We start from the raw sequence: 25,174 nt of genomic DNA on the forward strand, positions 1-25,174 counted from the left end.
TGGGACCAGCGGGCCGGCGAGCCCGGTCACCTCGGCGCCCGTCGGCCCGCGGCTGCTGGTCGTCGAGGACGACCCAGCGATCGCCGGACCTCTCGTCGAGGGTCTGGGCTACGAGGGGTTCCGGGTGCAATGGGCGCGGACCGGCGTCGAGGCGCTGGCCGCCAGCGGCGCGGACCTGGTGCTGCTGGACCTGGGGTTGCCGGACATCGACGGCCGTGAGGTCTGCCGCGAGCTGGCGGCGCGCGGCGGAATCCCGGTCATCATTGTCACCGCGCGCGGCGACGAGTTCGACCGCATCATGCTGCTGGAGATCGGGGCCGACGACTACGTCGTCAAGCCTTTCGGCTTCGGTGAGCTGGTCGCCCGTATCCGCGCGGTACTGCGGCGCGGCTCACCGGATCGCGGGTCCTCCCCCACCCGGCAGCAGCTCGGCGATCTGTCGATCGACCGGCGCAGTCGGCGGGTTCTGCTCGGCAGCGCCGAGGTGGACCTCACCGCCAAGGAGTTCGACCTGCTGGCTCTGCTCGGCGCCGAACCGGGGGCGGTGTGCCGACGGGAGGACATCATCGCCCGCGTGTGGGACGAGCACTGGTGGGGCTCCACCAAGACCCTCGACGTCCATGTCGCCTCGCTCCGCAAGAAGCTCGGTGACCCCCGCTGGATCACCACCCTGCGCGGTGTCGGCTATCGCCTCGACGTGCCACGATGATCCGCCGCCTGCTCATCTCCTACCTGACGGTCACCGTCCTCGCGTTGACCGCGCTGGTGATCCCGCTGGGCCTTGCCTTCACCAACCACGAGCGCGACACCCTGCTCGCCGCGGTGGAGCGCGACGCCACCGCCGTCGCCGCGCTCGTGGAGGACGACCTGGAGGCGGGCACCCGACCGCAGATCGACTCGCTGCTCACCGAGTACGCCGGCGGTGGCGGCCGGATCGTCGTGACCGACACCGGCGGCGTCAGTCGGGCCGACTCGGTGACCGGCCCCGGCCAGGACTTCACCAACCGGCCGGAGGTCACCACCGCCCTGGCCGGGGAACGGGCCCTGGGCATCCGGCGGTCGGAGACCCTCGGCGGTGACCTGGTCTACGTGGCCGTGCCCGTCACCTCCGGCGGTCAGGTGCACGGCGCGGTCCGGGTCACCTATCCGATCCGCGAGCTCGACGTGCTCGTCCAGCGCAACTGGCTGCGACTCACGCTTCTCTCGCTGGGCATCCTGGTCGCCGTCGCGGTCATCGGCACGGTCCTGGCCCGGCAGGTCACCCGGCCCGTCCGTCGACTGGAGGACGCAGCGCGAGACCTCGCCGACGGACGACTCGACGCCCGCGTGCCCGTGGACGTCGGCCCGCCGGAGCTGCGGTCCCTCGGTGAGACGTTCAACCGCACCGCCGGCCGGTTGGAGCGGCTGCTCACCGCGCAGCGGCAGTTCGTCGCCGACGCCTCGCACCAGCTGCGCAGCCCGCTGACGGCCCTGCGGCTGCGCTTGGAGAACCTGGAGCGGCACGTGCCCGCCGAGCAGCAGGACCGGCTGCGGGCCGCGGTCCGCGAGACCGACCGGCTGGGTCGCGTGGTCGAGTCCCTGCTGCTGCTCGCCCGCGCCGACGCCGCCGCGGGAACCCCCGGTCCGGTCGACGTCGACGACGTCCTGCGCGGGCGCCTGGAGGTGTGGAGGACCGTGGCCGCGCAACAGGACGTACGCCTCGTGGACGATGTCACGGTTCATGCGCTGGCGCTGGGCCTGCCCGGCGCCCTGGAGCAGATCCTGGACAACCTGCTGTCCAACGCGATCACCGCCTCACAGGCCGGCGGCACGGTGACTGTGGGTACCTCAGCATCGGAGCCGGGCTGGGTGGAGGTGTCGGTCACCGACGACGGCCCGGGGCTGTCGGAGGAACAGCGGCTGCGGGCCTTCGACCGGTTCTGGCAGGCGCCCGACCGCGCCGGCGGTGGCTCAGGGTTGGGCCTGGCCATCGCCCGGGATCTTGCCGAGGTCTCCGGCGCAACGATCACCCTCCAGCCGGGGCCGGGCGATCGCGGTCTGCGTGCCTCGGTTCGCCTGGCGCAGGCGCCGGCCCGATTCCTTACCTCCAGTTAACCCGCGACCTACCGGCTCCTGACCTGCTGCTTCCTACGGTGACAGGTGTACCGGACCACCCCGGTCCGGGACCACCAAGGAGGCACCTGTGTACCGACGGACGACGATCGCGGCCACCACGATGGCCCTGGCCCTGCTCGGCGGCGGCACCGCACTCGCCACGAACGCCGGGCTGTTCGGCAGCGGCTCTCCCGACGGCGCCGGTACCGTCCCGGCGGTCGCGACGCTGGACAACGCCGGCGTGCCCTCCGAAACGACCCCCGCACCCCCCGGGCCGGCCATGACCGAGGACTCCTCCACCGGCTCCGACCAGCGGGGCGAGGACGAGCGCGCCGAGTACGGCGCCCCCGGCGAGGAGTACGGGGGCGGCGAGGGGGGCGACTCGGGTCAGGGGTACGAGGGCGGCGAGCGGTCCGAGGTCGAGGATGACTGACCGCCCGGCCGCCGCCGGGCGACTGCCCCGGCCGGCCGCGATGGGGGCCCGGGTGCTGGCGTTCGCGGCCAGCCTGGCGGCGACCCTGGCGTTGATGGCCGGCATGGCCATGGCCGCCCAGGACACGCCCGCCGCGGTCGCACCGCAGCTCCCCACGTCGCCCGGCGATGGGGGGAACACCGCGGGTGTGCCCAGCTTCGGCCCGACGACCGCCCCGCCGACCACCACCAGCCGTGCTAGCTGAGCTGCGGTTTCCGGTCATGGGCAGCGTCGCCCACGTGGTGATCGTGGGCGAGGATCCGGCATCGCTGGCGCGCGGGGCACGGTCGCGCCTGGCCGAGCTGGAGTCCCGCTGGAGCCGATTCCGCGCGACCAGCGAGATCAGTTGGCTCAACGCCGCCGCGGGTCGGCCCGTGCTGGTCTCCGCGGACACCGTCGAGCTGCTCACCCGGGCGGTCGAGGGATGGCGTTGGACCGGCGGGCTGTTCGACCCCACCGTGGCTGCGGCCATGGTGGCGCACGGATATGACCGCGACCTCGCCCTGGTCCGCGCCGACCCGGTCACCCGGATTGCCTCCTCGGCGCCGGCACCCGGCTGCGCCGGGATCGAGATTGACCCCGTCGGCGGCATGGTGCGGCTTCCCGCCGGGGTCACCGTCGACCCTGGTGGCATCGGCAAGGGCCTCGCCGCCGATCTGGTCAGCGCCGAACTCATCGCGGCCGGAGCGACCGGCTGCCTGGTCAACGTCGGTGGCGACCTGCGGATCCGGGGCGATGCACCCACTGATGACGGGTGGGTGGTGACCGTGCCCGACCCGCACGACGACGGCCGGGAGCTGCTGCGGATAGCCCTGCAGCACGGAGCCGTGGCCACCACCAGCCGCCTCTCACGGCGCTGGTGGATCGGCGGCCGGCAGGTGGACCACCTCATGGACCCGGCCACCGGTACGCCGGCGTGCCGCGACATCGTGGCGATCACCGTGCTCGCCGCCGAAGGCTGGCGGGCCGAGGTGCTCAGCAAGGCGCTCGCCATCGACGGTGACGCGGCCCGCTCCATGCTCGCCGCCGCCGCCGCGGTCGCCGTCACCGCCACCGGCCAGCGCGTCCTCATCAACTGCCCGAAGGAGATCCTCCGGTGATCGACCCGCAGTTCTGGTGGTACCTGGCCCGGGCGACCGGCTTCGTGGCCTGGGGCCTGCTCACCGTGACCGTCGTGTGGGGGCTGCTGCTGCGCACCCGGCTCGTCGCCCGCTGGGTGCCGTGGGCATGGACCGCCGACGTGCACCGCTTCCTCGGCATCCTCGCCGTGATCTTCACCGGCCTGCACGTGACCGGCCTGCTCCTCGATGACTACGTGCAGCTGAGCCTGACCGACGTCGCCGTTCCCTTCGCCGCCGCCTGGCAACCCGTACCGGTCGCCCTCGGCGTCATCGCCGGCTACCTGATGATCGCCGTAGTAGGCAGTTCACTACTCATGCGCCGGCTGCCCCGACGCTGGTGGCACCGCATCCACCTGACCAGCTACCTGCTGTTCTGGCTGGCCACCATGCACGGCATCACCGCCGGAACCGACTCGGGCAGCGGACTGGCCCGCGCGGCCGTGGCCGGCGCCATCGTCGTCGTCCTGCTACTGACCCTCCTCCGCACCCGCGCGGCAGCTCCCCTCGCGGTCGCCGCCCCACCGGTGGCCAGCGGAGTTCCGCGATTCCACCCACTGACCGTCGCCGAGGTCCGCCGGGAAACCCCCGACGCGGTGTCGGTGGCCTTCTCCGTGCCGGCGGCACTGGCCTCGGCGTACCGTTTCCAGCCCGGCCAGTACCTGCTCGTGCGGACCCGGATCGACGGAGCCCTGGTCAGCCGTTCCTACTCCATCTGCAGCGGGATCACCGACGGGGAGCTGCGGATCGCGGTGCGGCAGGTGCCTGCGGGGCGCATGTCCACCTGGATCACCACCGCGCTGCGGACAGGGGACGTCCTCGACGTGGCACCGCCCGCCGGAACGTTCACCGTCGAGCTCAACAGCCTGCGCGGCCGGCACATTCTCGGCGTCGCCGCGGGCAGCGGCATCACCCCCGTCCTGTCGATCATCAGCAGCGTTCTCGCCACCGAACCGGCGAGCCGGTGCACACTGATCTACGGCAACCGCACCCCTTCGACCACCCTGTTCGCCGCCCGCCTCACGGCCCTGGAGGATCGCCACCCCGGGCGGCTGCGGGTCATCCACGTACGCAGCCGCGAGGCCGGCTCAAGCCAAGATCTGCGCGGCCACATCGACGCCAGCACGCTGCAGACCGTGCACGCCGACGCCGCCCTCTCCGGCGTCGAATCGGCCTACGTGTGCGGACCGGCACCCATGACCGCCCAGGTGCAGCGCATCCTGGTCGAGAACTTCACGGTCAACGCCGCCGGGGTCCATACCGAGGTGTTCACTCCCACGCCTGCCGCGCCGAGATCCACTGCGCAGACTGGGCCAAGGACCGTCGTGCTGCGCAGCGGTGGGCGCGACCACACCGTGGCGGTGGCGCCAGGCGAGACCGTTCTCGACGCCGGTCTGCGGGCTGGGCTGGACCTCCCCTACTCCTGCCGGGCGGGCATCTGCGGCACCTGCACCGCCCGAACGTCGGCAACGGCCTCCGCGTCGACCAGCCTGCCCCCGGCCGGGGACAGGCTCGTACTGACCTGCCAGATGCCGGCGCCGACGGGCAGCCAGGTCATCGACTTCGACACCGCCGCGCAACCGGCCACGCAGGCTGCCGCGGTACCGGCATGACTTCAGGCCCCGAAGAGCCGGCGGCCCAGTGCCGCGGACCCCGCCGCCACGAACACCCGTTCCGAGGCGCTCTGGACGTTACGGAGAATCAGCATGGAATCGCATCACATGCCGCTGACCGACGACGACCGGGCGCTGCTCGAGGCCCTGCAGTCCGCGGGCGGACCGGCGGGCATCTTCGATGTCGTCATCACGCTGAACCGTGGATCGGAGGGTGCCCCACGCGGCCAAGAATGGACGGCGAGGCAGCTCGAACTCATCGATACCTTCGTGGACTTGTACCGACGCGGGTTGGTCGACGAGGTGGCGCCGGCCGACTGGCACACCGGCGATGTCTACGCCCTCACCCCGCACGGGCACGCTGCCCTGGCGAGGTAACCGGGTACCGCGCCGCTCAGCTTGCGGGTCAGGAGGCCAGCAGCGGTCTGAAGGTGCCGCCGTTGACCCATCGGCTGTCCAGCGTTCGACGACGGCGGTGAACCGTCCTGGGTCTGACGGAGCCCGGGCTCAGCCCCGATCCACCGGCGGACCGGGGCGTGCCCGGTGATCCCCGGCGAGGTGGTCGCGGTGGTGCTTGGGCGTGAGGAAGTCGCCGGTCTGCCCGACTTTTCCACTGATGCCCCTCCGTCGTCGTGGCGGTGTGCCGACCATCAGGTCGCGGGGCTCGCACAGGGAGCACGACCCGGTAGAGCACGGACCACACGGGCTCCCAGGGCCGGTTGGCGGGCCGGTGCAGGGGCAGCCGCCCCGACGAAGGTCGTGATCCCGGGCCGGAACGTTGATGAGCACGCGTCGGACGGTTGCGGGGGTCGCTTTCGCCAGCGCCGCGGCCTGTCCCCCGCACATGGGCTGCATCAGGCACGCGCACAGGATCCCAATCGGGCACCCGGACCAGTGCGACCGATCCGTCGGACGACGTCGCCGATCGGGTCCGCCCAGCGTGCGGGCTCAGAGTGTGCAGGAGAACGGACCTTGGGATCTGTGCTGCACGTCACATAACGTCTCGCGTTTGACCCGTCACAATGAGGGGCATGCCGGGTCATTGGCCACCCGTGCGCGAGACGGGGGCTGGCTGTGACGCACGGGCGTGGGGACCACGACAGGTGGACGCCGGGCGGGCCGATGTCGGCGGAGGCCGAGCTGGCGTTGGACGCCGAGGATGGCGATGCACAGCGGACGCTGCTGGAGCTGGCCGTCACCGCCGCCGGCATCGGCACCTTCGACTGGGATCTGATTACCGGCACGCTGGGCTGGGACGAGCGCCTGGTGGAGATCTTCGGCTATGACCCGGACAGCTTCGACCAGACCATCGAGGGTTTCAACGTCCGCCTTCATCCCGAAGACCTGACTGCGGTCACCCAGCTGCTGCAGGAGGCGATCGACGGCTGCGGGGACTACGAGGCCGAGTACCGCATCGTTCTGCCCGACCGGGGAATGCGCTGGATCCAGGCCCGCGGCCGGGTGTTGTGCGACGAGGCCGGCGATGCGGTGCGGCTGCTGGGCGCGGCCTGGGACATCACCGCCCGCCGCAGCGCGCAGGAAGACGCGGACGCCGCTGCACGCCGCGCCGAACTGCTCACCCGGGTCGCGACCGAGCTGACCGAGCAGCTGGACGCCGAACAGGCGGTGGCGCACTTGGCCCGGCTGGTGGTGCCGACCCTGGCCGACTGGTGCATCGTCACCCTGGTCGAGGACCACGCCCGGGCGGGCTCGCTGCGCGGGCTGCGCGACGTCGCCAGCTGGCACGCCGATGAGGCGATGCGGCCACTCCTCCAGCGGTACACCGCCGGCCGTCTGGCGGCAATGATGCCCGATGCCTATCTGCATCGCGCCCTGACCGCCACGGGGCCGGTGCTCATTCCGGGCGACGCCGCACAGTCGGTGCGGGCGCTGATGCACCCCGGTGAGGCCGCGGATCTCCTGGCGCAGCTGGCTCCCCGACACGGGGTGCTGCTGCCGCTGCGGGCGCGGGGACGCACAGTGGGGCTGCTGTCGATGTACAGCGGGCCCCATGGCCGGCCCTTCAGTGCCGAGGACCTGGCCACTGCACAGGAGATCGCCGCCCGCGCCGGACTGACCCTGGACAACGGCCGGCTCTTCGGTCAGCAGCGCGACCTCGCCGAGACCCTCCAGCGTTCCCTGCTGACCGCACCGCCGGAGCCCGACCACCTGCAGGTCGTGGTGCGCTACACCCCGGCGGCACGCGCAACGCAGATCGGCGGCGACTGGTACGACGCGTTCCTGCAGCCCGGCGGGGCCACCGTGCTGGTCATCGGTGACGTCGCCGGGCACGACATCGCCGCGGCCGCCCAGATGGGCCAGGTCCGCACCATCGTGCGCACTCTGGGGGCGCAGACCAACCGACGCCCCGCCGCCCTGCTCCGCCAGGCCGACCAGGTGATCCAGACCCTGCAGGTCGACACCCTCGCCACCGCGCTGGTCGCCCGGCTGGAGCAGACCCCCGCCGAACTCCGCCGCGGGGTCACCCGGCTGCGCTGGTCCAACGCCGGACACCCCCCGCCGATGGTGTTGCATCCCGACGGTCGCGTCGCCGTGCTCACCGGCCAGGGCCACGACCTGCTGCTCGGCGTCCAACCAGACACCCCACGGCGCGAAGCCCAGATCACCCTCGAGCGGGAGGTGATCGTGCTCCTCTACACCGACGGCCTGATCGAACGCCGCGACCAATCCCTCGACGAGGGCCTGCAGAGACTTCAGCACACACTCACCGAACTCGCCGGCCGCGAACTCGACGATCTGTGTGATGACCTATTGGCCAGCATGCTGCCCGACCGGCCCCAGGACGACGTCGCCCTCGTCGCCGTCCGCCTCCACCCCCAGGACTCCCCCCGCCCAGCCGAGGCCGGACCCACCCGCATCCCACCCAACGTTCCTGCCCACCCGGCAAGCTGAACGCCGCGGCGGGCACCCGACCCCGCTGAATCCGTCACACCTTCAGGCGCCAGACTCCACGGGGCCGTGGACCAGGACCGGGAGCCGTTCCGGACTTGCCAACCCAGCAGTCCGTTCGATCAGTTCCTGTGGACGAACGGGCCCTGCGCACAGGCCCCGGCGGTCGGAAGCTGCTCGTATTGCCTCAACCATGCTACTCCGTCAGGAACCGCTCCGGACCTGGCGACGGGAAGCCGACCGCGCCCTTGGCACAGAGGGTCACCCGCCCGGATCGGACTGCCTCTCCCCCAACGGGAGCCTCCCGTCCGACCTGTCGAGCGCGGCAACGCCACGGCTCGCCCAGTCCGCACCGAGTCCGCAGAAAGTCCGCAAGACGTCCGTCTCGGCTCGTCGACGACCAACCACGCCAGTCGCCGTTCCTGCAGGTCAGGAGCTGGTCAGCGGCTTTCCGCGCAGGTCAGGCCGTCAGTCCAAATCATGTCGGGGATCACCACGTGCAGCCGGGAGCCGTCGGGCATCGTCGCGTCGACGAACGGCGTGCTCATGTCGATCCGCCGTCCCGACGTCCGGAGCATCCGCTCGACCAGGTCGGCCAGCTCCCCCGGCGCGAGGATCGTCGTCGTCAGCTCACTGCGGCCGCGCTTGGCGACGAACACCCGGCCCGGCTCGTTGACCCAGATCTCCTCGATCTCCGGGTCGTCGAGGTAACGCTGCAGCGGCCCGAAGCCAGCCACCCGGTCCAGCACGTCGCGGACGACGGACTCCGGGTCACCGATCGGCGGCAGCGCCGAGTTCAGCGACCGCTCGGAGTACTCGGCGACGACGTCGCGCACCAGTACCCGCACGGGCGCGGGGTCGGTGAACGGGTCGAGCCCGCGGCGGCGGATGAGCTCACGCACCTCGCCGTCCACGACATCCAGAGCGGTCGGCACGGCACCCCCGTCAAGCCCGGTCGATCAGTCGACAAACAGGCCCGGACTGTAAGGGAACGGATCAGTCCGAAGGGCGCCGATCAGGGGTTCTGTGGACAACGCAACCCTCCGTGACCGCCCTGTCCACCCGACCGGGTGACCACGACCGTCACCTCAGGCCGTCACGTCGACCGCCTCGCCGAGGGGCAGCCAGCGGAGGGTGCGCCGCAACTCCGCCGGCGCACCGGCGAACTCCCGTTCGATCGCCTCCCGCCCCTGCCGGAAGTGGGTCCAGCCCTCGTAGTGCACAGGGATGACCGTCCGCGGGCCGATCAGGCCGCACAGCTCCACGGCCTCGCTCGCCGTCATCGAGTAGCGCAGGGGGCCGGTCACCGAGAACCGGACGCTGCCCAGGTGGATCAGGGCGGTGTCGACCCGGATGCGGTCGGCCACCCCCCGGACTCCGTCGAAGAGCACGGTGTCCCCCGAGATCCAGAGGGCACCGTCCTGCCCGTGCCAGCGCAGGGCGAAGCCGATGACGTCGCCGGCGATGGGCCGGCTCAGCGGCGGACCGTGGCGGGCGGGGGTGGCGGTGACCTCGATCGTCGTCCGTCCCGGTGCCGACAGCTCCGTCGTCCCCCAGGGCCGCAGCCCCCGGGCGCCGCCGCCCAGTCGCGCCGCACCGGAGACCGTGGTGACGACGGTCCCGACCGACGGCAGCAGCGCACGGCCGGCGTCGTCGAGGTTGTCGCCGTGCTGGTCGTGGCTGAGGAGCACGGCGTCGATCGGTCCCAGGTCGGGGACGGTCACCGCCGGGCCGGTCATCTTGTGCGAGCCCGAGCCCCAGCCGAAGGAGTAGTGGCGCCCCGGGGGGTCGAATGTGGGATCGGTCAGCAGCCGCCACCCACCGACCTCGATGAGGACCGTGGGCCCGCCGATGTGGGTCAGCCGCATGCCGTCGGGCTCACTGGGCGCCGCCGACCTCGGCCTTCGCTCCGGTCGCGTGGCTCAGTGCCCAGGACAGGGCGTAGTCGGCGATCTCCTCCCATCCGGGCGCGGACGGCAGCAGGTGCGGGTAGCCCTCGTACACCTTCACCTCGGTCACCGTGGCCGACTTGTAGTGCTTGGCGTTGGAGCGCTGGACGCTCGGCGGCATCAGGTGGTCCTCGCTCCCGGAGATGAACAGCAGCGGAGCGCGGTGGTCGTTGTGGTAGTCGACCGCGGTCTCCTGCGGCCCGGGCTTCACGTTGGCCAGGATGTTGTCCCAGAAGATGCCGCCGGCGGCGGGGATCGCGTAGCGCTCGTAGAGGGCGCGCGACTCCTCCTCGCTGAACGTGTTGGTGAAGGCGTAGTGCCACTGCTCGGCGGTGAACCCGACGGCCTTGTGCCGGTTGGCGGGGTTGCGCAGCACCGCCCAGGTCGACCGGACCTGGGACAGCGGCACGACCGGCACCCCCTCGGTGGGCGCGGAGTTGATGGCCACCCCGACCGCGCCGAAGCCCCGGTCGAGCAGGAGCTGGACGAAGACGCCGCCCGCCGAGTGGCCGATCAGGATCGGGGGCCGGTCGAGCTTCGCGATCACCGATTCCAGGTGCTCGAGGATGGCCGGCACGGTGAGCGCCGCGATGGGTGATGGGTCGGCGTTGAGCGCCTCCACCTCGACCTCGAAGCCCGGGTAGCCGGGCGCGAGGACGCGGAAGCCCTTGGCCTCGTAGTGCTCGATCCATGTCTCCCAGCTGCGCGGGGTCACCCAGAAGCCGTGAATCAGGACGATCGTGTCGGGCTGCGTGCTCATCGGCCGGTCCTTCCGCTGCGGTCGTCGTGGCGTCCACCGTTGCGGTTCCCCGGGTTGCGCGATCGGCCCTGACTGCACGACTCCGGTCCCTGGCCGCACGCCGATGCATTCCGGGAGCCGATCCGCTCTGCGAGAGTGACCGAGAACGGGGAGCGCACCGCCCGGCCGCAGACGGCGGCCCGGCCCGGCTCGGCGGGGAGTCCGATGCTCCTGCTCGACACCGCCGCGGTCCCGTCCGCGGATCACGTGGACGCGTTCCGCGCCGCGATGGGCCAGGCGTCCGTGCCCTGCCGGATCGACCACCTGGAGCCCGACGGCATCCGCGCCCGCATGCACCTGTGGGCCTTCGGGCGCTCCGACCTCTTCACCGCCGACGTCTCCGGATTCCGGCTGACCCGCACACCCCGGCACGTGCGGATGGAGGCCCCGCCCGTCGTGGCCCTCGCCGTCCAGGCGCACGGTCAGGGGCGGTTCACCCAGTTCGGCCGCGACCAGCTCGTCGGGCGCAGCGACCTGATGCTCAGTGACCTCACCGCCCCGTACTCCTTCTCCTGGACCGGCGGCGGCGGTTCGCGCGCCTTCCAGACCACCTACGACCAGCTCGGGCTTCCGGTCGACATCGTGCGCAAGGCGAGCGGGCGGCTGGCCGCCAGCCCGCTTCACGACCTCGTGCAGGGTCACCTGCAACGGCTGTCCCGGACAGCCGGACGGCTCGCCACCGACCCGGGGGCGGCCGCCCTCGGGACGGCGACGACGGAGCTCGTGCGCGCGTTGCTGGCCTCCGCCGCCCAGGACGAGCGGTTCAGCCGCCCTGTCCTGGCCGACACCCTCCTGACCCGGGTCATGGTGCACGTGCGCGAACACCTCTCCGACCCGTCGCTGGGCCCGCAGAGCATCGCCCGCGCGCACAACGTCTCGGTGCGGCAGCTGTACAAGGTGTGCGCCGCCGCAGACCTGAGCCTGGAGCAATGGATCATCGATCAGCGGCTGGAGGTGGCCCGCGCCGCGCTGATCTCATCGGCAGGCCTGCGCCGGTCGATCGCGGCGACGGCGCGCGCCGCCGGTTTCCGGGACGCCAGTCACTTCTCCCGCCGGTTCCGGACGGCCTTCGGGAGGACCCCGCGGGACTGGCAGCAGGACCGCCGCGACTGATCGGTGCGTGCGGGCGCTCAGCAGCCGGCGACGTCGTAGCCCCGCAACGCCGGCCACGCCGAGGGCGGCGTGGTCGGCCAGTCCCAGATCGAGACCCCGATGGCCTGTCGCTCGGTCGCGGCCCGCGCCATCGCCGCGTAGTCCTCGGCGGTCTCCTGGACGTCGTAGCCGCCGATGACCGAGACGGCCGCGCACGGGTCGCCGAGGTGCCGGCGCACCCGTGCGACGTTCTCGCTCACGTACCAGTGCGGGTCGGTGAACCCCTCCTCCGACCGGTTCGACCAATAGGCCATGGGCAGCCAGACGTCGTACAGGTCCGCCAGGTCCCGCCACGGGAACTCCGGCCAGTACGCGGTGTTCAACACGTCGGTGACCACCGGCGGCAGCACGATCGCGCCGAGTTCGACGTCCGGGAGCGCGGCCCGTAGCTGCTCCGACAGTTCGACCAACGCCGCGTTCCGGGGTGCGAGCTCGACCGCATCGGTGAACTCGATGTCGACCGCGATCGCGTCGAACCCCTGCCCGTCGACGCGGAAGGCCGCGATCGCCTGCAGCCGTCGCAGGTCGGCGGCGATGTCGCCGAAGCGCGGCAGGTACCAGGCGACCACCTGCAGGTCGTGCGCATGCGCCCGCACGAGGAACTCGCCGAGCAGATCGGTGGTCAGCAGACCCGGGTACCGGGCGTCGTCCGCGGCCGGCTGCAGGTAGATCGTGCGGATGCCCGCGGCTGCCATCGCATCGACGTCCTCCGGCGTCACCGCCGGTGCGGCACCGCCGAACTCACGGGTGATCCGGTACCGCGAGAGCCACGTCCCGACGCCGGCGTACGGCGAGGTCCGGGCGACCGGCTGCTCCGCCGTCGACGGTTCCGACGGGGCAGCCGTCGAGCGGGCGGCGGGGAGCTCCCGCGCCGAGTCGCCGGCCGGGTGCTGCTCCTGCACGACCACGCTGAGGACGACGACCAGCAGGAGGCCGAGCAGCAGGCCACTTCCGCGATGGTTGGGCCGCTGTCGGTGCGCGCCCCTGACCCGGCCCACCGCCGCATCGTCCCACTGCTGCCCTTGCGCTCCCAGCCGGAGACGACTCCCTCGGGCGGCCGCTCGGGCGTAGCGTCTCGACATCGGTTCGCCCCCCGACGAGGGAGGTCGCCATGGGCGACAAGTCCCCGCACGACGCCCACCACTCCACGAAGTCGGCCAAGTCGATCAAGGAGAGGCGGGCCGAGCGCAAGGCCAAGGAGCAGATGACGCCGTCGCAGATGGCGCGACTGACCACGGAGAAGAAGCACGGCAGCTGACCCGGCGGCTGCGCTTGTCGGCCACTCGCGGCTGCCGTTACGGTCCGCGGCGTGACCGACCCCCAGGACGGCTGGCACCAGCCCCTCCGCCATCTGCGCGCCGCCGACCTCACCGCCGACACCGGCCAGACGCCCGGCATGCGGCGGCTCGAAGCGGTCTCCGCCCGCACGGTCGGGTCGCAGCGCGTCTGGATGGGTCAGACGCAGGTCGGCCCACGGACGGCGTCCGGTGACCACCACCACGGCGACTCCGAGACGGCGATCTACGTCGTCTCCGGTCACCCCGTGTTCGTCTTCGCCGAGGACGGCGAGGAGGTGCGGCTGGAGACCGCGCCGGGGGACTACGTGTTCGTTCCGCCGTTCACCCCGCACCGCGAGGAGAACCCCACCGACGAGGACGCCGTCGTCGTCCTGGCCCGCAGCAGCCAGGAGGCCATCGTCGTCAACCTGCCCGGGCTGGTGAGCCCCGTCGAACCGGCCGGCTGACCCGCGTCACGCCGAGGCGAACTCCGCGATCTGCTCGGCGAACTCCGGGTGCCGGCGCTGCAACAGCGAGGCGTCCCCGCGCTCGAACTCGCCGTCGGCGACCCCGGGCCACGACGTGGTGCCCAGCAGCGCGCACGCCCCGCCGTCCTCCAGCCGGGCGACGTGGAACGTCCCGGCGGGGATGAACAGCTGCGGACGCATGCCGTTGTCGAGCTCGCACCCGACGACGACCGTCCTGGCCGGACCGTCGTCGGGCAGCAGCAGCACCTCCAGAGCGTCGCCCGCGTAGTGGTGATAGATCTGGTCGGACCGGATGCGGTGCAGCTCGACCCCGGCGTCGGGGGTGATCAGGAAGTACAGCGCCTGGCCGATGGTCCGCGGAGCGGCCGAGTCGGGTGCCACCTGCAGTGGGCTGAGGTAGGTCGAGGCCATGTAGCCGCAGGTGCCGCGCGCGAGGTGGAGTTCCTCGATGAGCTGCTCGGGTGTCATCCGGTTCCCCCGGTCGCCGATGGATCCCCGTCCGGCACAGAGTCTGACCAAGACTGTCCGGTCCGAGAAGGTCGAGCGGCATCCCGCGTCATCGTCGGTCAGGACACACGCGCTCTCACACGTCGCCCGCGCAGGGTTCTCCTCGCCGGCCGGAAGTGTCCGGCCCGCGACCGAGGAGGTTGACATGCCGTTCGTGTCGGTGAAGGTGATCGAAGGAGTGTTCGACGAGGCGCGCAAGCGGGAGATCGTCGAGCAGGTGACCGAGGCGATGGTCCGCGTGGAGGGGGAGGCGATGCGTCCCGTGACGTGGGTAGTCGTCGAGGAGGTCCGCAGTGGCGACTGGGGCATGGGCGGCCGCACCCTGACCACGCAGGACGTGCTGGCCCTCGCGGGCTCGGCGCCGGTGGGGTGAACGCGTCGGGGCCGACCTGCGTGCGGCTGTTGGGCCGGCCGCGGCTCGAACGCGCCGGTCAGCCCCTGCCGCCACCGCAGGGGCGCAAGGCATGGGCGCTCCTGGCCCTCCTGGTCCTGTCCCCGGGCGCGCCGAGCCGTCGCCAGGTCGCCGAGCTGCTGTTCGCGGAGGCGCAGGATCCGCTCGCCGCGCTGCGCTGGAGCACGGCGGCTCTGCGCCGTGCCCTGATCGGCGCAGGGTCCGTCGGCGGTGATCCGTTGATGCTCACCTGGGAGGACGGCGTCGAGGTCGACGCCGTCCTCCTTGGCAACGGCACCTGGTGGCCGGGGTTCGACGGCGAGCTCCTCGAGGGGGTCACCCCGGCCGACTGCCCCGGGTTCGAGACGTGGCTGCTCGTCGAGCGTCGGCGACTGTCCGCGGCCGCCGACGCGCAGCTCCGCCAGAGCGCGGTCGCGGCGCTCGCCGACGGCCGGGCCGGTGAGGCCGCAACCCTGGCCGGCAGGCTCGCCGTCCGGGCGCCCTACGAGGAAGAGGCGCAGGCGCTCCTGGCCCGTAGCCTCGTGGCGGCGGGGGACGTCGCCTCCGCGCGCGCACACGTCGCAGCGACCACCGCGCGCTTCCGGCGGGAACTCGGCCGTGCGCCGTCGCCGTCCCTGCTCGCCGCCTCCGAGCTGCCCTCAGGCCATGCACTCCCCCGGCCCGCCCCTGGAGCCGCCGGCGTGCGCGCACTGCTCGAGGCCGGCCGCGCGGCGACCGGCGCGGGCGCCATCGAGGCCGGTCTGGACTGCCTGCGCCGCGCCGGGGAGGACGCCGAGCGGCTGGGCGACAGCGCCCTCCGCGCTGCTGCGTCCCTCGCGCTCGGATCTGCCCTCGTCCACGCGCTCCGGGGCCGGGACGAGGAGGGCTCGGTCGCTCTGCACGCGGCGGTACGGGAGGCCGAGCGGTGCGGGGACGGCGCCATCGCCGCGACCGCCTGCCGCGAGCTCGGCTTCGTCGACGTGCAGGCCGGCCGCCGCGAGACCGCCGCCCACTGGCTCGGCCGCGCCACCGCTCTGGCCGAGGGCGACGACCGTGAGCTGGCGGCGGTGCTCGGCGTCCGCGGCATGGACCTGTCCGACCAGGGCCGCACCGCCGAGGCGCTGCGGGTCCTCGCCGAGTCGGTGGAACTGGCACGCCGTACCGGTCAGCTCCGGCAGGCGGCCTGGTCGCTGTCCATCGCCGGACGCGCGCACCTGCTGCGCGACGAGGACGACGACGCGGAGGTGCTGCTGGACGAGAGCCTCGCGCTGGTCCACGAGGAACGCTGGATGGCGTTCATGCCCTGGCCCCAGACGCTGCGGGCCGAGCTGGACCTCGCGCGTGGCCGGATGGACGCGGCGGCCAGCGGCCTGGAGTCCTCCTTCCAGCTCGCCTGCCAGGTCGGCGACCCCTGTTGGGAGGGCATGGCGGCCCGCGGCCTCGGCGTTCTGGCCGCGAAGGCAGGTGACCGCAGACGGGCCGCGAGCTGGCTCGACGACGCCACCCGCCGGTGCACTCGCTGGCCGGACCGCTATGTCTGGGTGCAAGCACATGTCCTGGACGCTGTCTGCGCGACAGGTCTGCCGGGAGCGCGCACCGCGGTCGCCGAGCTCCTGGACCTCGCCGGCCGGACCGGCCTGCGCGGCTTCCTCGACCGCGCCCACCAGCACGCCGCCCGACTCGGGGTCCCGGGTGCGGCCCAGGCGGGGCGCTACCGGGCCGGCATGCGACTTCCCTGAGAAACGAGGCGCCGGGTCTTCGGCCTTACGCGACTGGCCCTGCCGCGGGGACACGCCGCAACCGGCTCGCCCGGGCGTAGCGTCCGGCCCACGGAGCCGTCCGGGTTCCCGAAGAGGGAGCACACCATGGGTGACAAGTCCCCGAACAAGTCGACGAGCAAAAAGCCCGCGGGCAAGTCGATCAAGGAGAAGCGGCTCGACAAGAAGGCGAAGAACGACCACACGTCACAGATGGAGACCGTGGTCCACGCCAAGAAGCACTGACCACTGATGCGCGGTTCCGGCGCCACCGGAACCGCGCATCGTCACTACCCGGCCAGCACCGCGTCGATCAGGTGCGGCCCGGGCTCGGCCAGTGCGCGCCGCAGCTGATCGGCCAGTTCCTCCGCCGTCGTCGCCCGGGTCGCCGGCACGCCCATGCCGTTGGCGAGCGCGACGAAGTCCAGGCCCGGCCCACCGAGGTCGAGCAGCTGCCCCGCGCGCTTGCCGTCGCTCGCCGCCCCGACCCGCGACAGCTCGTGCTGGAGGATCGCGTACGAGCCGTTGTCGCAGATGATCGTCGTGATGTCCGCCTGCTCCCGCGCGTAGGACCACAGCGCCGAGATCGTGTACATCGCACTGCCGTCGGCCTGGATCCCGATGACGGGCCGGCCGGGGCAGGCGATCGCTGCCCCCAGCGCCATCGGCAGCCCGTCGCCGATCGCGCCGCCGGTGAGGCACAGCCAGTCGTGCCTGGGAGCGCCCGACGTCAGCTCGGTCAGCCCCACCCCCGAGGTGAGCGCCTCGTCCACCAGGATCGCGTCCTCCGGCAGCAGCGCGCCGACGACCGCCGCCATCGCCCGTGGGGTCAGCTCCCCCGTCGGCAGCTCCGGCCGGGATGCCTCGAGCACGTCCGGGGTGGCATCCGGAGCGGCGGCCTGCGCCAGCGCCCGGAGCGCGGCGACGCCGTCCTCCCCCGGAGCGCTGAGCACGTGCACCGCGCAGTCCTCGGGCACCGGGTGCCCGGGCACGTCCGGATAGCCGAAGAAGTGCACCGGCGACGTCGCGCCCGCGAGCACGAGATGCTTCGTGCCGGCGAGCGAGGCGATCGCCATCTCCGGCGGGTAGGGCAGCCGCGGGACGTCGGGGAGGCCGGCGCCGCGCGTCGTCCGGGCGGGGAAGGTCTCCGACATCAGCCGAGCACCGGTGCCCGCGGCCACCTGGGCGGCGGCGAGCTGACCGTCGGCGTCCATCACGTCGCCGCCGAGGAACAGCACGGTCGGTTCCCCGAGGGCGAGCACCGCGGCGACCTCCTCGACCACGGACGGCGCCACGCGCGGGGCGGGCCGCACCGGCAGCGGGCCGGCGACCTCCGCCCCGTCCTCCCACGAGACGTCGGCCGGGAGGATCAGCGTCGAGATGGAGCCGGGCGCCGAGGAGGCCGCGGCGACGGCCTCGACCGCGTCCCCGGCGACGTCCTCGGGCGCCAGCGAGCGCCGCACCCAGCCGGAGAAGGTGCCCGCGACGGAGTCGATGTCGGACTCCAGCGGCGCGTCCAGCCGCTTGTGCGAGCGGGCGTGGTCGCCGACGACGTTGACCATCGGCGTGCGGCCGCGGCGGGCGTTGTGCAGGTTGGCCAGCCCGTTGCCCATGCCCGGGCCGAGGTGCAGCAGCGTCGCAGCGGGGCGGCCGGCCATCCGCGCGTAGCCGTCGGCCGCGCCGGTCGCCACGCCCTCGAAGAGGGTCAGCACCGCGCGCATGTCGGGGACGTCGTCGAGGGCGGCGACGAAGTGCATCTCGGAGGTGCCGGGGTTGGCGAAGCAGACGTCGACGCCGGCGTCGACGAGGGTCCGGATCAGTGCCTGTGCGCCGTTCAACGCCGTCAGCTCGCCTGCTGGACGTCGAAGTGCACGAACGTCACGCCACCGGTGGCGAAGTTGCGGATGTCCTTGCCGGCCGCCCGGCCTTCCGGTGAGGCCATCGACGTGCCCATCGCCTCCTCGGAGTCGAAGTCCAGCTCCGCCACGAGGTAGGGGCCGGGCTGGGCGGGATCCAGGGACTGGGCGTGCCCGAAGGTGAGCCGCACGAGGCCCGGCTGCTGCAGCGCCAGCGGGGTGTGGGTCTCCCGGTAGTAGGCGTCGAAGGCCGACGGATCCGTGGGCTGTCCGTAGCTGACGACGAGCCTGTGCACCATTTCGCTACCTCCGACACGCACGGGCTCCACTGCCCACGACCGTTCCCTGCACCCAACCAGTTGTCCGCCACCGGCCGCGACTTCAGAAGGTCAGCACCAGCCGCCCGCGGACCCCGCCGCCCTCGAGCAGCCGGTGGGCCTCGGCGGCCTCCGACGCCGGGAAGGTCTGCGCCACCCGCAGGGTCAGAACGCCGTCCTCGGCCTGTTGCCGCAGCCGGTCCAGCGCGGCGCGGTCCTGCGCTGCCCGGCGCACCCGCGTGGAGAACACCCGGAGGTCGCGGGAGCCGTCGCCGCGGTACCCCCGGACGGTGGCCACCGCGCCGCCGTCCCTCACCGCGGGCAGCACGAGCGCGTCCTGCACGGAGCCGTCGGCCAGCCCGTCGACGCCCTGGGCGAAGTGCTTGCGGATCCGGTCGGCGACGTCGTCTCCCCGACGGACGACGACGTCGGCGCCGAGGTCGCGCACCAGCGCCTCGTCGGACTCCGATGCATCGGCGACAACGGTCAGCCCGTCGGCCTTCGCCAGCTGGACGACGTAGCCGCCGAACGCGCCGGCGGCGCCGGTGACCGCCAGCACCTGTCCCGGCTGGAGCGCCAGGTGGTCGAGGGCGAGGCGGGCGGTGAGACCGTTCATCGGCAGGGTCGACGCAGCGACGGCGTCGGTGCCCGCGGGCGCAAGGACCACCGAGTCGCCCGGCAGGACGAGGTCCTCCCGGTAGCCGCCGTGGGCACCCGACGGGATGACGATGCCCATCACGGAGTCCCCCGGCGCGACGTGGTCGACGCCCTCGCCCACCTCGACGACGGTGCCTGCGACGTCCATGCCCGGCACCCACGGCGGCTGTTTGACCGGATCGTGCTCGGCGTAGGCGCCGGACCGGGCGTTGGTGTCGGTCGGGTTCACCGTCGCCGCGGCCACCCGCAGCCGGACCTCGCCGGCACCCAACGGCTCGTCCGGGACGTCGACGAGGTGCAGGACCTCGGGCCCACCGAACTCGGTCACTCCGGCTGCGCGCACGTCCCTTGGTAGCACGGCCCCTGCTTACACGTCGTCGCCCGGCCCGGTACTCACAGGCGACACCCAGCCCCTTCCGGGCGGCAGCCCAGCAACGCACCCGATGTTGATCTCCATGTCCGCCCTCCTGTCCGGCGCGCCCGGCCGTGCCGACGCAGCAGGCCCGCGGCTCCCCGTCCTCGACGTCGTCGTCCCCGTGCACAACGAGGAGACCGACCTCGAGCCGTGCCTCCGCCGCCTGCACGCCCACCTCACCGAGCTGCCCTATCCGTTCCGCATCACCGTCGCCGAGAACGCGAGCACAGACGCGACGGTGGAGGTCGCCGCCCGGGTCGCGGCCGAGCTGCCCGGCATCGACGTGCTCGTCCTGCCCGAGCCGGGTCGCGGACGGGCCCTGCGGACGGCGTGGCTGCGCTCCCAGGCCCCCGTCCTCGTCTACATGGACGTCGACCTCTCCACCGACCTCGCCGCCCTCCTGCCGCTGGTCGCCCCGCTCATCAGCGGCCACTCCGACCTGGCGATCGGCACGCGGCTGTCCCGCTCGTCGCGGGTGGTCCGCGGCCTGAAGCGGGAGGTCATCTCGCGCAGCTACAACCTGCTGCTGCGCCGCACGCTGGCCACGTCGCTGTCGGACGCCCAGTGCGGCTTCAAGGCCATCCGGGGGGACGTCGCCCGACGGCTGCTGCCTCTGGTGGAGGACACGGGGTGGTTCTTCGACACCGAACTGCTGGTGCTCGCCGAGCGCGCCGGACTGCGGATCCACGAGGTGCCGGTCGACTGGGTCGACGACCCCGACAGCCGCGTCGACATCGTCTCCACCGCCCGCGCCGACCTGGCCGGGATCGCCCGGATGCTGCGCGCCCTCACGACCGGCCGGCTGCCCGTCGCCGAGCTCCGCGCCCAGATCGGCCGCCAGCCGCTACCCGACCCCGTGCCGGGTGTGCCCGCGGGCCTGCTGACCCAGCTCGTCCGCTTCGCCGTCGTCGGCGTGCTGTCCACGCTCGCCTACCTGGCGATCTTCGTGCTGCTGCGCGGCACGGTCGGCGCGCAGCCGGCCAACCTGGCGGCGCTGCTGCTGACCGCCTTGGCGAACACCGCGACCAACCGGCGGCTGACCTTCGGCATCCGCGGCAGCGCCGGGGCCGTACGGGCCCAGTTCCAGGGGCTCGTCGTGTTCGGCCTCGGGCTGGCGCTGACCAGCGGCGCGCTCTGGGGCCTGCACGCGGTCACCACGCCGTCTCGCACCGCCGAGGTGGCCCTGCTGCTGGGCGCCAACGCCGTGGCCACGCTGCTGCGTTTCGTGCTGTTCCGCGGCTGGGTCTTCCGCCCCCGCACCCCCTCGACGACCACCGACGGGCTGCCCGCCGTCCTGGAGATGGAGACCGCCCGATGTTGAAGGACCTCCCTGCCCCCCACCGCTCGCAAGCTCGCGGCGGGTCCCTGCAGGAAGGCCGGCGGTTGGTCTGCGGCCGCGCGGCCGATGCCTTCTGGGTGCGCCCGGCCCTGCTGGCGCTGCTGGCCGGCACCGGTGTGCTCTACGTGTGGGACCTGGCCGCTTCCGGCTGGGCCAACGCCTTCTACTCGGCGGCGGCGCAGGCCGGCTCGGCGAACTGGGAGGCGTTCTTCTACGGCGCCTCGGACGCCGGCAACTCGATCACCGTCGACAAGCCGCCCGCGTCGCTGTGGGTGATGGCGATGTCGGTGCGGCTCTTCGGGCTGTCGTCGTGGTCGATCCTCGTGCCCCAGGCGCTGATGGGCGTGGCCACCGTCGGCGTGCTCTACCTCGCCGTCCGCCGCGTCGCCGGGCCCGGCGCCGGCCTGCTCGCCGGGCTCGCGATGGCCCTGACGCCGGTCGCCGTCCTGATGTTCCGGTTCAACAACCCCGACGCGCTGCTGGTCCTGCTCCTGACGCTGGCCGCGTACGCCCTCACCCGCGCGGTCGAGAAGGCCGGCTGGCGGTGGCTGGCGCTGGTCGGCGTCCTCGTCGGGTTCGCGTTCCTGACGAAGATGCTGCAGGCGCTGCTCGTCGTCCCGGCGTTCGCGCTCGTGTACCTCGTCGCCGCACCTACGACCCTGCGCCGTCGGCTGCTGCACGTGCTCGGCGCGGGGCTCGCCCTGCTGGTGTCCGGCGGCTGGTGGGTGGCCGTCGTCGAACTCGTGCCCGACTCGTGGCGGCCCTACATCGGGGGCTCGCAGACCGACTCCGTCTGGGAACTGATCTGGGGCTACAACGGGCTGGGCCGGATCACCGGGAACGAGACCGGCAGCGTGGGCGGCGGTGCCGGCGGCGGCTGGGGCGAGACCGGCCTCGGCCGGCTCTTCAGCGCCGACATCGGCGGCCAGGTGGCCTGGCTGCTGCCCGCGGCCCTGGCGCTCGGCGTCGGGGGGCTGGTGGCGGTGGGTCGTGCCCCGCGCACCGATCGACGCCGCGCGGCTCTGCTCCTGTGGGGCGGCTGGCTGGTGGTCACCGCTGCGGTGTTCAGCCTGATGGCCGGCATCTTCCACGCGTACTACACGGTGGCCCTCGCCCCGGCGATCGCGGCGCTGGTGGGCATCGGCGGTGGGTTGCTGTGGCAGCGCCGGGCCTCCGGGTGGGCCCGGATCGTGCTGGCCGCGACGCTGGCCGGCACCGCGCTGTGGGCCTGGGTCCTGCTCGGCCGCTCCAGCGACTACCTCCCGTGGCTGAAGTGGCTGCTGCTGGTCGCCGGTCTCGTGGCGGCCGTCGGACTGCTCGTCGCCGACCGGGTCGGCCGCGCGGTGGCGGCGACGCTGCTCGCGGTCGGTCTCCTGGCCGCGCTCGGCGGGCCGGCCGCCTACGCCCTGGAGACCGCCGGGACGGCGCACAGCGGCTCGATCCCGAGTGCCGGGCCGGGCGTGACCGCGGCCGGGTTCGGCCGCGGCGGGCTGCCCCCGCTCACGATGGTCAACCGCGGCCTGCCGGGCACGACCGGCGGATTCCCCGGTGGGCCGAACGGCGTCGCGGGAGGCGCGCTGCCCGGGATCCCCAGCGGTCGGGCCGGAACGGGCGGCACGGTCGGGGGCGGCGGGACGGGCGGACTGCTCGACGCGGCCGAGGTGAGCGACGACGTCGCCGCCGCACTGGCCGAGGACGCGTCCTCCTACACCTGGGCCGCGGCGGCGGTCGGCTCCAACCGGGCGGCCGGCTACCAGCTTGCGACCGAACTGCCCGTGATGCCGATCGGTGGCTTCAACGGCAGCGACCCCTTCCCCACGCTCGAGCAGTTCCAGCAGTACGTGAGCGACGGTCGGGTGCACTGGTTCATCGGCGGCGGGATCGGCATGCGCAGCGGCACCGGCAGCGACTCCGCCCAGGAGATCGCCGCCTGGGTGGAGGAGAACTTCCAGGCCCAGACCGTCGACGGGGTGACGCTGTACGACCTGAGCGCCGGCGTCGGCTGACCTCGGCGGACTGTCCGCGCCGAAAGTTCTGAGGCTTCTCGGAAGCCTTTCGGCACCCTGCCTTCCGGAGGCGGGGTCTCGGGTGAGACCGTCACCGGACAGCCCCCGTTCCAGCGGCGTGGGCCCGCGCAGACGGAGGCCTCGTGGGCGTCTCGACCTCACCCCGCACCCATGGGCGGGCGATGGTGCCGGTCCTGGCCGGGCTCACCGCGATCGGCCCGGCGACGTCGGACATCTATCTGCCCGCGTTCCCGGAGATGGCCCGCGACCTCGCGGCCAGCGCCAGCGAGATCCAGCTGACGCTGACCGCGAGCTTCGTGGGCCTGGGCGTGGGGCAGCTGCTCGTCGGTCCGCTCAGCGACCGGTACGGGCGCAAGCTGCCGCTGGTCATCGGCATGACCCTGTTCTGCCTGTCCTCGCTGTTGTGCGCGGTCGCTCCGTCCGCGGAGGTACTGCTGGTCTTCCGGGTGATCCAGGGTCTGGCCGGGTCCGCCGGAGTGGTCATCTCGCGGGCCGTCGTGCGCGACCTCTACTCGGGGGTCGCCTTCACCCGGTTCTTCGCCCGGCTCATGCTCGTCTTCGGTGTCGCCCCGATCGTGGCCCCGCTGGTCGGGACGGGGCTGCTCCGGCTGGGCGACTGGCGGATCATCTTCGTCGGGCTCGCCGTCTTCGGCGCACTGCTCCTCCTCTCCGTGCTGTTCTTCTTCCGCGAGACCCTGCCAGCCGAGCGACGCATCCGTGGTGGCCTCGCAGTCACCGGACGGACGATGGGCGCGCTGGTGCGGCAGCGGGACTTCATGGCCTACACCGTCGGCAGCGCGCTGGCCTTCGCGGCGATGTTCAGCTACATCGGCGGCTTCTCGTTCGTGGCCCAGGAGGTGCACGGGACGTCGAGCACCACCTTCGCGATCCTGTTCGGCGTCAACGCCGCCGGTTTCATCGGGGGGAGCCAGCTCGCCGCCCGGCTGGCCGAGCGGATGCCCCAGCGGCGCATCGTCCTGTTCGCCGCGGGCCTGCAGGCGGTCGGCGGTGTGCTCCTGGCCGCCATCGTGCTGCTGGACCCGCCCGGGGGCGCCGGTCTCGGTCTGGCCGGCGTCGAGGTCGCACTCTTCCTCGTGGTCGCCGCGCTCGGCCTGATCGCCCCGTCTGCGACGGCACTCGCACTGGCCGAGCAGCACGCGGTCGCCGGCACTGCCGCCGCCGTCATGGGGACCATCCAGCTGGTCGTCGGCGGCCTCGCCGCACCGCTGGTCGGGCTCGGGGGCAGCGACACCGCCGTCCCCCTCGGCATCGTCATCGCCGTCGTGACCGTCGGTGGGCTGCTGGTGCTGAGCCGGAGCTCGAACGTGGAGGTCGCGACGACACCGGAGGACGAGGTCGTCGTCCCGCCCGCGTGATGGTCGTGGTCCGCGACGGCGCGATGACGTCATATTGCCGTCACTGACACTTGTGTTGACGTCATAGGAGTGCCATGCTGACGTCATGGACCTCTCCCCCTATGTCGACCAGCTGCGGCGGGAGCTCGTGGCCACCGCCGATGTCGGCGGCGACGAGGCACGCGCCCTCGCGGAACGGCTGACCGCGCCGCTCGAGGCATCGCTGCGACTCGCCCTCCTGAGCGCCCTCTCCACGGCCGCCGAGGAGATCACCAGCCAGCTGGCGCCCGGCGCGGTCGACGTCCGCCTGCGCGGCGGTGACATCGGCTTCGTCGTCACCGGCCCGAGGCACGACCTCATCGATGACGACCGGGGCCCGGCCGACGCGCCCGCCCCGGCCACCGGATCCGAGCCCCCGCCCGCTCCCCCGTCGTCCGCACCCGGTCCGGACCCCGACGAGGGCGCCACCGCGCGGATCACCCTGCGCATCCCGGAGCAGCTCAAGTCCCGGGTCGAGGACGCCGCGGCCCGTGAGGGCTTCTCCGTGAACACCTGGCTGACGCGGGCGGTCACCCGAGGACTCGAGCCGGGCGACGCCGGCGGCTCAACCGATCGACGCCGGGGCAAGTGGTCGGGCCAGCACTACTCCGGCTGGGTCCGCTAGCGACTCCGCCCACGTCC

At 73.0% G+C, this 25,174-nt stretch carries 26 protein-coding genes; 18 read left to right on the top strand and 8 right to left on the bottom strand.

All coding sequences use genetic code 11. The features are described from left to right. Positions 1 to 52: 52 nt before the first annotated feature. From E4P38_RS05555 to E4P38_RS05590, 8 genes are all read left to right on the top strand, one after another. Positions 53 to 709: a response regulator transcription factor gene (locus tag E4P38_RS05555; protein WP_348633781.1), complete on the top strand. Its 657-nt coding sequence runs from the start codon at positions 53 to 55 to the stop codon at positions 707 to 709. Then, complete coding sequence (locus E4P38_RS05560) at positions 706 to 2,094, top strand: ATP-binding protein (protein ID WP_135130778.1); 1,389 nt, start codon at positions 706 to 708, stop codon at positions 2,092 to 2,094. Before E4P38_RS05555 ends, E4P38_RS05560 begins: the two co-directional genes overlap by 4 nt. Before the next feature lie 88 nt (positions 2,095 to 2,182). Continuing rightward, positions 2,183 to 2,527: a hypothetical protein gene (locus E4P38_RS05565; protein ID WP_135130779.1), complete on the top strand. Its 345-nt coding sequence runs from the start codon at positions 2,183 to 2,185 to the stop codon at positions 2,525 to 2,527. Further along, on the top strand, positions 2,520 to 2,771 hold the full coding sequence (locus E4P38_RS05570; RefSeq protein WP_135130780.1) for a hypothetical protein: 252 nt from the start codon (positions 2,520 to 2,522) through the stop codon (positions 2,769 to 2,771). Before E4P38_RS05565 ends, E4P38_RS05570 begins: the two co-directional genes overlap by 8 nt. Positions 2,772 to 2,787: 16 nt before the next feature. Next, the gene (locus E4P38_RS05575; RefSeq protein ID WP_167760455.1) at positions 2,788 to 3,666 is read left to right on the top strand and encodes an FAD:protein FMN transferase; all 879 of its coding nucleotides are present in this window, start codon (positions 2,788 to 2,790) and stop codon (positions 3,664 to 3,666) included. Beyond that, a complete protein-coding gene (locus tag E4P38_RS05580) occupies positions 3,663 to 5,297 on the top strand; it encodes a 2Fe-2S iron-sulfur cluster-binding protein (protein WP_135130782.1) in 1,635 nt (544 codons plus the stop codon). The genes E4P38_RS05575 and E4P38_RS05580 overlap by 4 nt, the downstream gene beginning before the upstream one ends. Before the next feature lie 93 nt (positions 5,298 to 5,390). Further along, a complete protein-coding gene (locus E4P38_RS05585; protein WP_135130783.1) occupies positions 5,391 to 5,675 on the top strand; it encodes a hypothetical protein in 285 nt (94 codons plus the stop codon). A gap of 696 nt (positions 5,676 to 6,371) precedes the next feature. Continuing rightward, complete coding sequence (locus tag E4P38_RS05590; protein ID WP_245160816.1) at positions 6,372 to 8,210, top strand: SpoIIE family protein phosphatase; 1,839 nt, start codon at positions 6,372 to 6,374, stop codon at positions 8,208 to 8,210. Between the two features lie 437 nt (positions 8,211 to 8,647). Here E4P38_RS05590 and E4P38_RS05595 read toward each other — a convergent pair whose 3' ends face one another. From E4P38_RS05595 to E4P38_RS05605, 3 genes are all read right to left on the bottom strand, one after another. Then, positions 8,648 to 9,142, bottom strand: a complete 495-nt coding sequence (locus E4P38_RS05595) for an ATPase, T2SS/T4P/T4SS family (RefSeq protein WP_245160817.1) — start codon at positions 9,140 to 9,142, stop codon at positions 8,648 to 8,650. 153 nt (positions 9,143 to 9,295) lie between these two features. After that, positions 9,296 to 10,075, bottom strand: a complete 780-nt coding sequence (locus tag E4P38_RS05600) for an MBL fold metallo-hydrolase (protein WP_135130785.1) — start codon at positions 10,073 to 10,075, stop codon at positions 9,296 to 9,298. A gap of 10 nt (positions 10,076 to 10,085) precedes the next feature. Next, positions 10,086 to 10,916, bottom strand: coding sequence for an alpha/beta hydrolase (locus E4P38_RS05605; RefSeq protein WP_135130786.1), 831 nt, complete (start codon positions 10,914 to 10,916; stop codon positions 10,086 to 10,088). A 135-nt stretch (positions 10,917 to 11,051) separates the two neighbouring features. Here E4P38_RS05605 and E4P38_RS05610 point away from each other — a divergent pair, with 135 nt between their 5' ends. Next, positions 11,052 to 12,068 carry a helix-turn-helix domain-containing protein gene (locus tag E4P38_RS05610; protein WP_209308951.1) on the top strand — a complete coding sequence of 339 codons (1,017 nt, stop codon included), beginning with the start codon at positions 11,052 to 11,054 and terminating at the stop codon, positions 12,066 to 12,068. A gap of 17 nt (positions 12,069 to 12,085) precedes the next feature. On the opposite strand, the gene E4P38_RS05615 is transcribed toward E4P38_RS05610, so the two are convergent. Then, the gene (locus E4P38_RS05615) at positions 12,086 to 13,105 is read right to left on the bottom strand and encodes a hypothetical protein (protein ID WP_135130787.1); all 1,020 of its coding nucleotides are present in this window, start codon (positions 13,103 to 13,105) and stop codon (positions 12,086 to 12,088) included. A gap of 113 nt (positions 13,106 to 13,218) precedes the next feature. Here E4P38_RS05615 and E4P38_RS22815 point away from each other — a divergent pair, with 113 nt between their 5' ends. Together E4P38_RS22815 and E4P38_RS05620 are read left to right on the top strand one after the other, a co-directional pair. Further along, positions 13,219 to 13,365: a hypothetical protein gene (locus E4P38_RS22815; RefSeq protein WP_167760456.1), complete on the top strand. Its 147-nt coding sequence runs from the start codon at positions 13,219 to 13,221 to the stop codon at positions 13,363 to 13,365. A gap of 51 nt (positions 13,366 to 13,416) precedes the next feature. Beyond that, positions 13,417 to 13,851 (top strand): cupin domain-containing protein, encoded by a 435-nt coding sequence (locus tag E4P38_RS05620; RefSeq protein ID WP_135130788.1) that lies wholly within the window; start codon positions 13,417 to 13,419, stop codon positions 13,849 to 13,851. Between the two features lie 6 nt (positions 13,852 to 13,857). Here E4P38_RS05620 and E4P38_RS05625 read toward each other — a convergent pair whose 3' ends face one another. Further along, positions 13,858 to 14,340, bottom strand: a complete 483-nt coding sequence (locus tag E4P38_RS05625; RefSeq protein ID WP_167760457.1) for a cupin domain-containing protein — start codon at positions 14,338 to 14,340, stop codon at positions 13,858 to 13,860. 184 nt (positions 14,341 to 14,524) lie between these two features. Between E4P38_RS05625 and E4P38_RS05630 the strand changes: the two genes are divergently transcribed. From E4P38_RS05630 to E4P38_RS22820, 3 genes are all read left to right on the top strand, one after another. Then, positions 14,525 to 14,752 (top strand): 4-oxalocrotonate tautomerase family protein, encoded by a 228-nt coding sequence (locus E4P38_RS05630; protein WP_135130790.1) that lies wholly within the window; start codon positions 14,525 to 14,527, stop codon positions 14,750 to 14,752. Positions 14,753 to 14,772: 20 nt separating this feature from the next. Continuing rightward, positions 14,773 to 16,509 (top strand): BTAD domain-containing putative transcriptional regulator, encoded by a 1,737-nt coding sequence (locus E4P38_RS05635; RefSeq protein WP_135130791.1) that lies wholly within the window; start codon positions 14,773 to 14,775, stop codon positions 16,507 to 16,509. 126 nt (positions 16,510 to 16,635) lie between these two features. Beyond that, positions 16,636 to 16,773, top strand: a complete 138-nt coding sequence (locus E4P38_RS22820) for a hypothetical protein (RefSeq protein ID WP_167760458.1) — start codon at positions 16,636 to 16,638, stop codon at positions 16,771 to 16,773. Between the two features lie 44 nt (positions 16,774 to 16,817). Here E4P38_RS22820 and E4P38_RS05640 read toward each other — a convergent pair whose 3' ends face one another. The 3 genes from E4P38_RS05640 to E4P38_RS05650 form a co-directional block, all read right to left on the bottom strand. Beyond that, on the bottom strand, positions 16,818 to 18,365 hold the full coding sequence (locus tag E4P38_RS05640; RefSeq protein ID WP_135130792.1) for an acetolactate synthase large subunit: 1,548 nt from the start codon (positions 18,363 to 18,365) through the stop codon (positions 16,818 to 16,820). Positions 18,366 to 18,370: 5 nt separating this feature from the next. Then, positions 18,371 to 18,682, bottom strand: coding sequence for an EthD family reductase (locus E4P38_RS05645; protein WP_135130793.1), 312 nt, complete (start codon positions 18,680 to 18,682; stop codon positions 18,371 to 18,373). 82 nt (positions 18,683 to 18,764) lie between these two features. Beyond that, entirely contained in the window at positions 18,765 to 19,685 is a 921-nt protein-coding gene (locus E4P38_RS05650; RefSeq protein ID WP_245160818.1) for an NADP-dependent oxidoreductase, read from the bottom strand. A 127-nt stretch (positions 19,686 to 19,812) separates the two neighbouring features. On the opposite strand from E4P38_RS05650, the gene E4P38_RS05655 reads away from it, so the two are divergent. The 4 genes from E4P38_RS05655 (at position 19,813) to E4P38_RS05670 (ending at position 25,157) form a co-directional block, all read left to right on the top strand. After that, entirely contained in the window at positions 19,813 to 21,093 is a 1,281-nt protein-coding gene (locus tag E4P38_RS05655; protein ID WP_135130795.1) for a bifunctional glycosyltransferase family 2/GtrA family protein, read from the top strand. After that, the gene (locus tag E4P38_RS05660; protein WP_135130796.1) at positions 21,087 to 23,117 is read left to right on the top strand and encodes a glycosyltransferase family 39 protein; all 2,031 of its coding nucleotides are present in this window, start codon (positions 21,087 to 21,089) and stop codon (positions 23,115 to 23,117) included. Before E4P38_RS05655 ends, E4P38_RS05660 begins: the two co-directional genes overlap by 7 nt. A gap of 143 nt (positions 23,118 to 23,260) precedes the next feature. Beyond that, on the top strand, positions 23,261 to 24,514 hold the full coding sequence (locus tag E4P38_RS05665; RefSeq protein ID WP_135130797.1) for a multidrug effflux MFS transporter: 1,254 nt from the start codon (positions 23,261 to 23,263) through the stop codon (positions 24,512 to 24,514). A gap of 85 nt (positions 24,515 to 24,599) precedes the next feature. Then, entirely contained in the window at positions 24,600 to 25,157 is a 558-nt protein-coding gene (locus tag E4P38_RS05670; protein WP_135130798.1) for a toxin-antitoxin system HicB family antitoxin, read from the top strand. Positions 25,158 to 25,174: the final 17 nt, after the last annotated feature.

Source organism: Blastococcus sp. CT_GayMR16 (genome assembly GCF_004570875.1).
Taxonomy (GTDB): domain Bacteria; phylum Actinomycetota; class Actinomycetes; order Mycobacteriales; family Geodermatophilaceae; genus Blastococcus_B.

What these genes read in the sequence shown, in the direction of transcription:
- E4P38_RS05670 (WP_135130798.1), top strand. Translation starts at nt 24,600, where the DNA reads ATGGACCTCTCCCCCTATGTCGACCAGCTGCGGCGGGAGCTCGTGGCC.
- E4P38_RS05585 (WP_135130783.1), top strand. Translation starts at nt 5,391, where the DNA reads ATGGAATCGCATCACATGCCGCTGACCGACGACGACCGGGCGCTGCTC.
- E4P38_RS05605 (WP_135130786.1), bottom strand. Translation starts at nt 10,916, where the DNA reads ATGAGCACGCAGCCCGACACGATCGTCCTGATTCACGGCTTCTGGGTG.
- E4P38_RS22820 (WP_167760458.1), top strand. Translation starts at nt 16,636, where the DNA reads ATGGGTGACAAGTCCCCGAACAAGTCGACGAGCAAAAAGCCCGCGGGC.
- E4P38_RS05655 (WP_135130795.1), top strand. Translation starts at nt 19,813, where the DNA reads ATGTCCGCCCTCCTGTCCGGCGCGCCCGGCCGTGCCGACGCAGCAGGC.
- E4P38_RS05570 (WP_135130780.1), top strand. Translation starts at nt 2,520, where the DNA reads ATGACTGACCGCCCGGCCGCCGCCGGGCGACTGCCCCGGCCGGCCGCG.
- E4P38_RS05600 (WP_135130785.1), bottom strand. Translation starts at nt 10,075, where the DNA reads ATGCGGCTGACCCACATCGGCGGGCCCACGGTCCTCATCGAGGTCGGT.
- E4P38_RS05645 (WP_135130793.1), bottom strand. Translation starts at nt 18,682, where the DNA reads ATGGTGCACAGGCTCGTCGTCAGCTACGGACAGCCCACGGATCCGTCG.
- E4P38_RS22815 (WP_167760456.1), top strand. Translation starts at nt 13,219, where the DNA reads ATGGGCGACAAGTCCCCGCACGACGCCCACCACTCCACGAAGTCGGCC.
- E4P38_RS05660 (WP_135130796.1), top strand. Translation starts at nt 21,087, where the DNA reads ATGTTGAAGGACCTCCCTGCCCCCCACCGCTCGCAAGCTCGCGGCGGG.
- E4P38_RS05575 (WP_167760455.1), top strand. Translation starts at nt 2,788, where the DNA reads ATGGGCAGCGTCGCCCACGTGGTGATCGTGGGCGAGGATCCGGCATCG.
- E4P38_RS05630 (WP_135130790.1), top strand. Translation starts at nt 14,525, where the DNA reads ATGCCGTTCGTGTCGGTGAAGGTGATCGAAGGAGTGTTCGACGAGGCG.
- E4P38_RS05625 (WP_167760457.1), bottom strand. Translation starts at nt 14,340, where the DNA reads ATGACACCCGAGCAGCTCATCGAGGAACTCCACCTCGCGCGCGGCACC.
- E4P38_RS05560 (WP_135130778.1), top strand. Translation starts at nt 706, where the DNA reads ATGATCCGCCGCCTGCTCATCTCCTACCTGACGGTCACCGTCCTCGCG.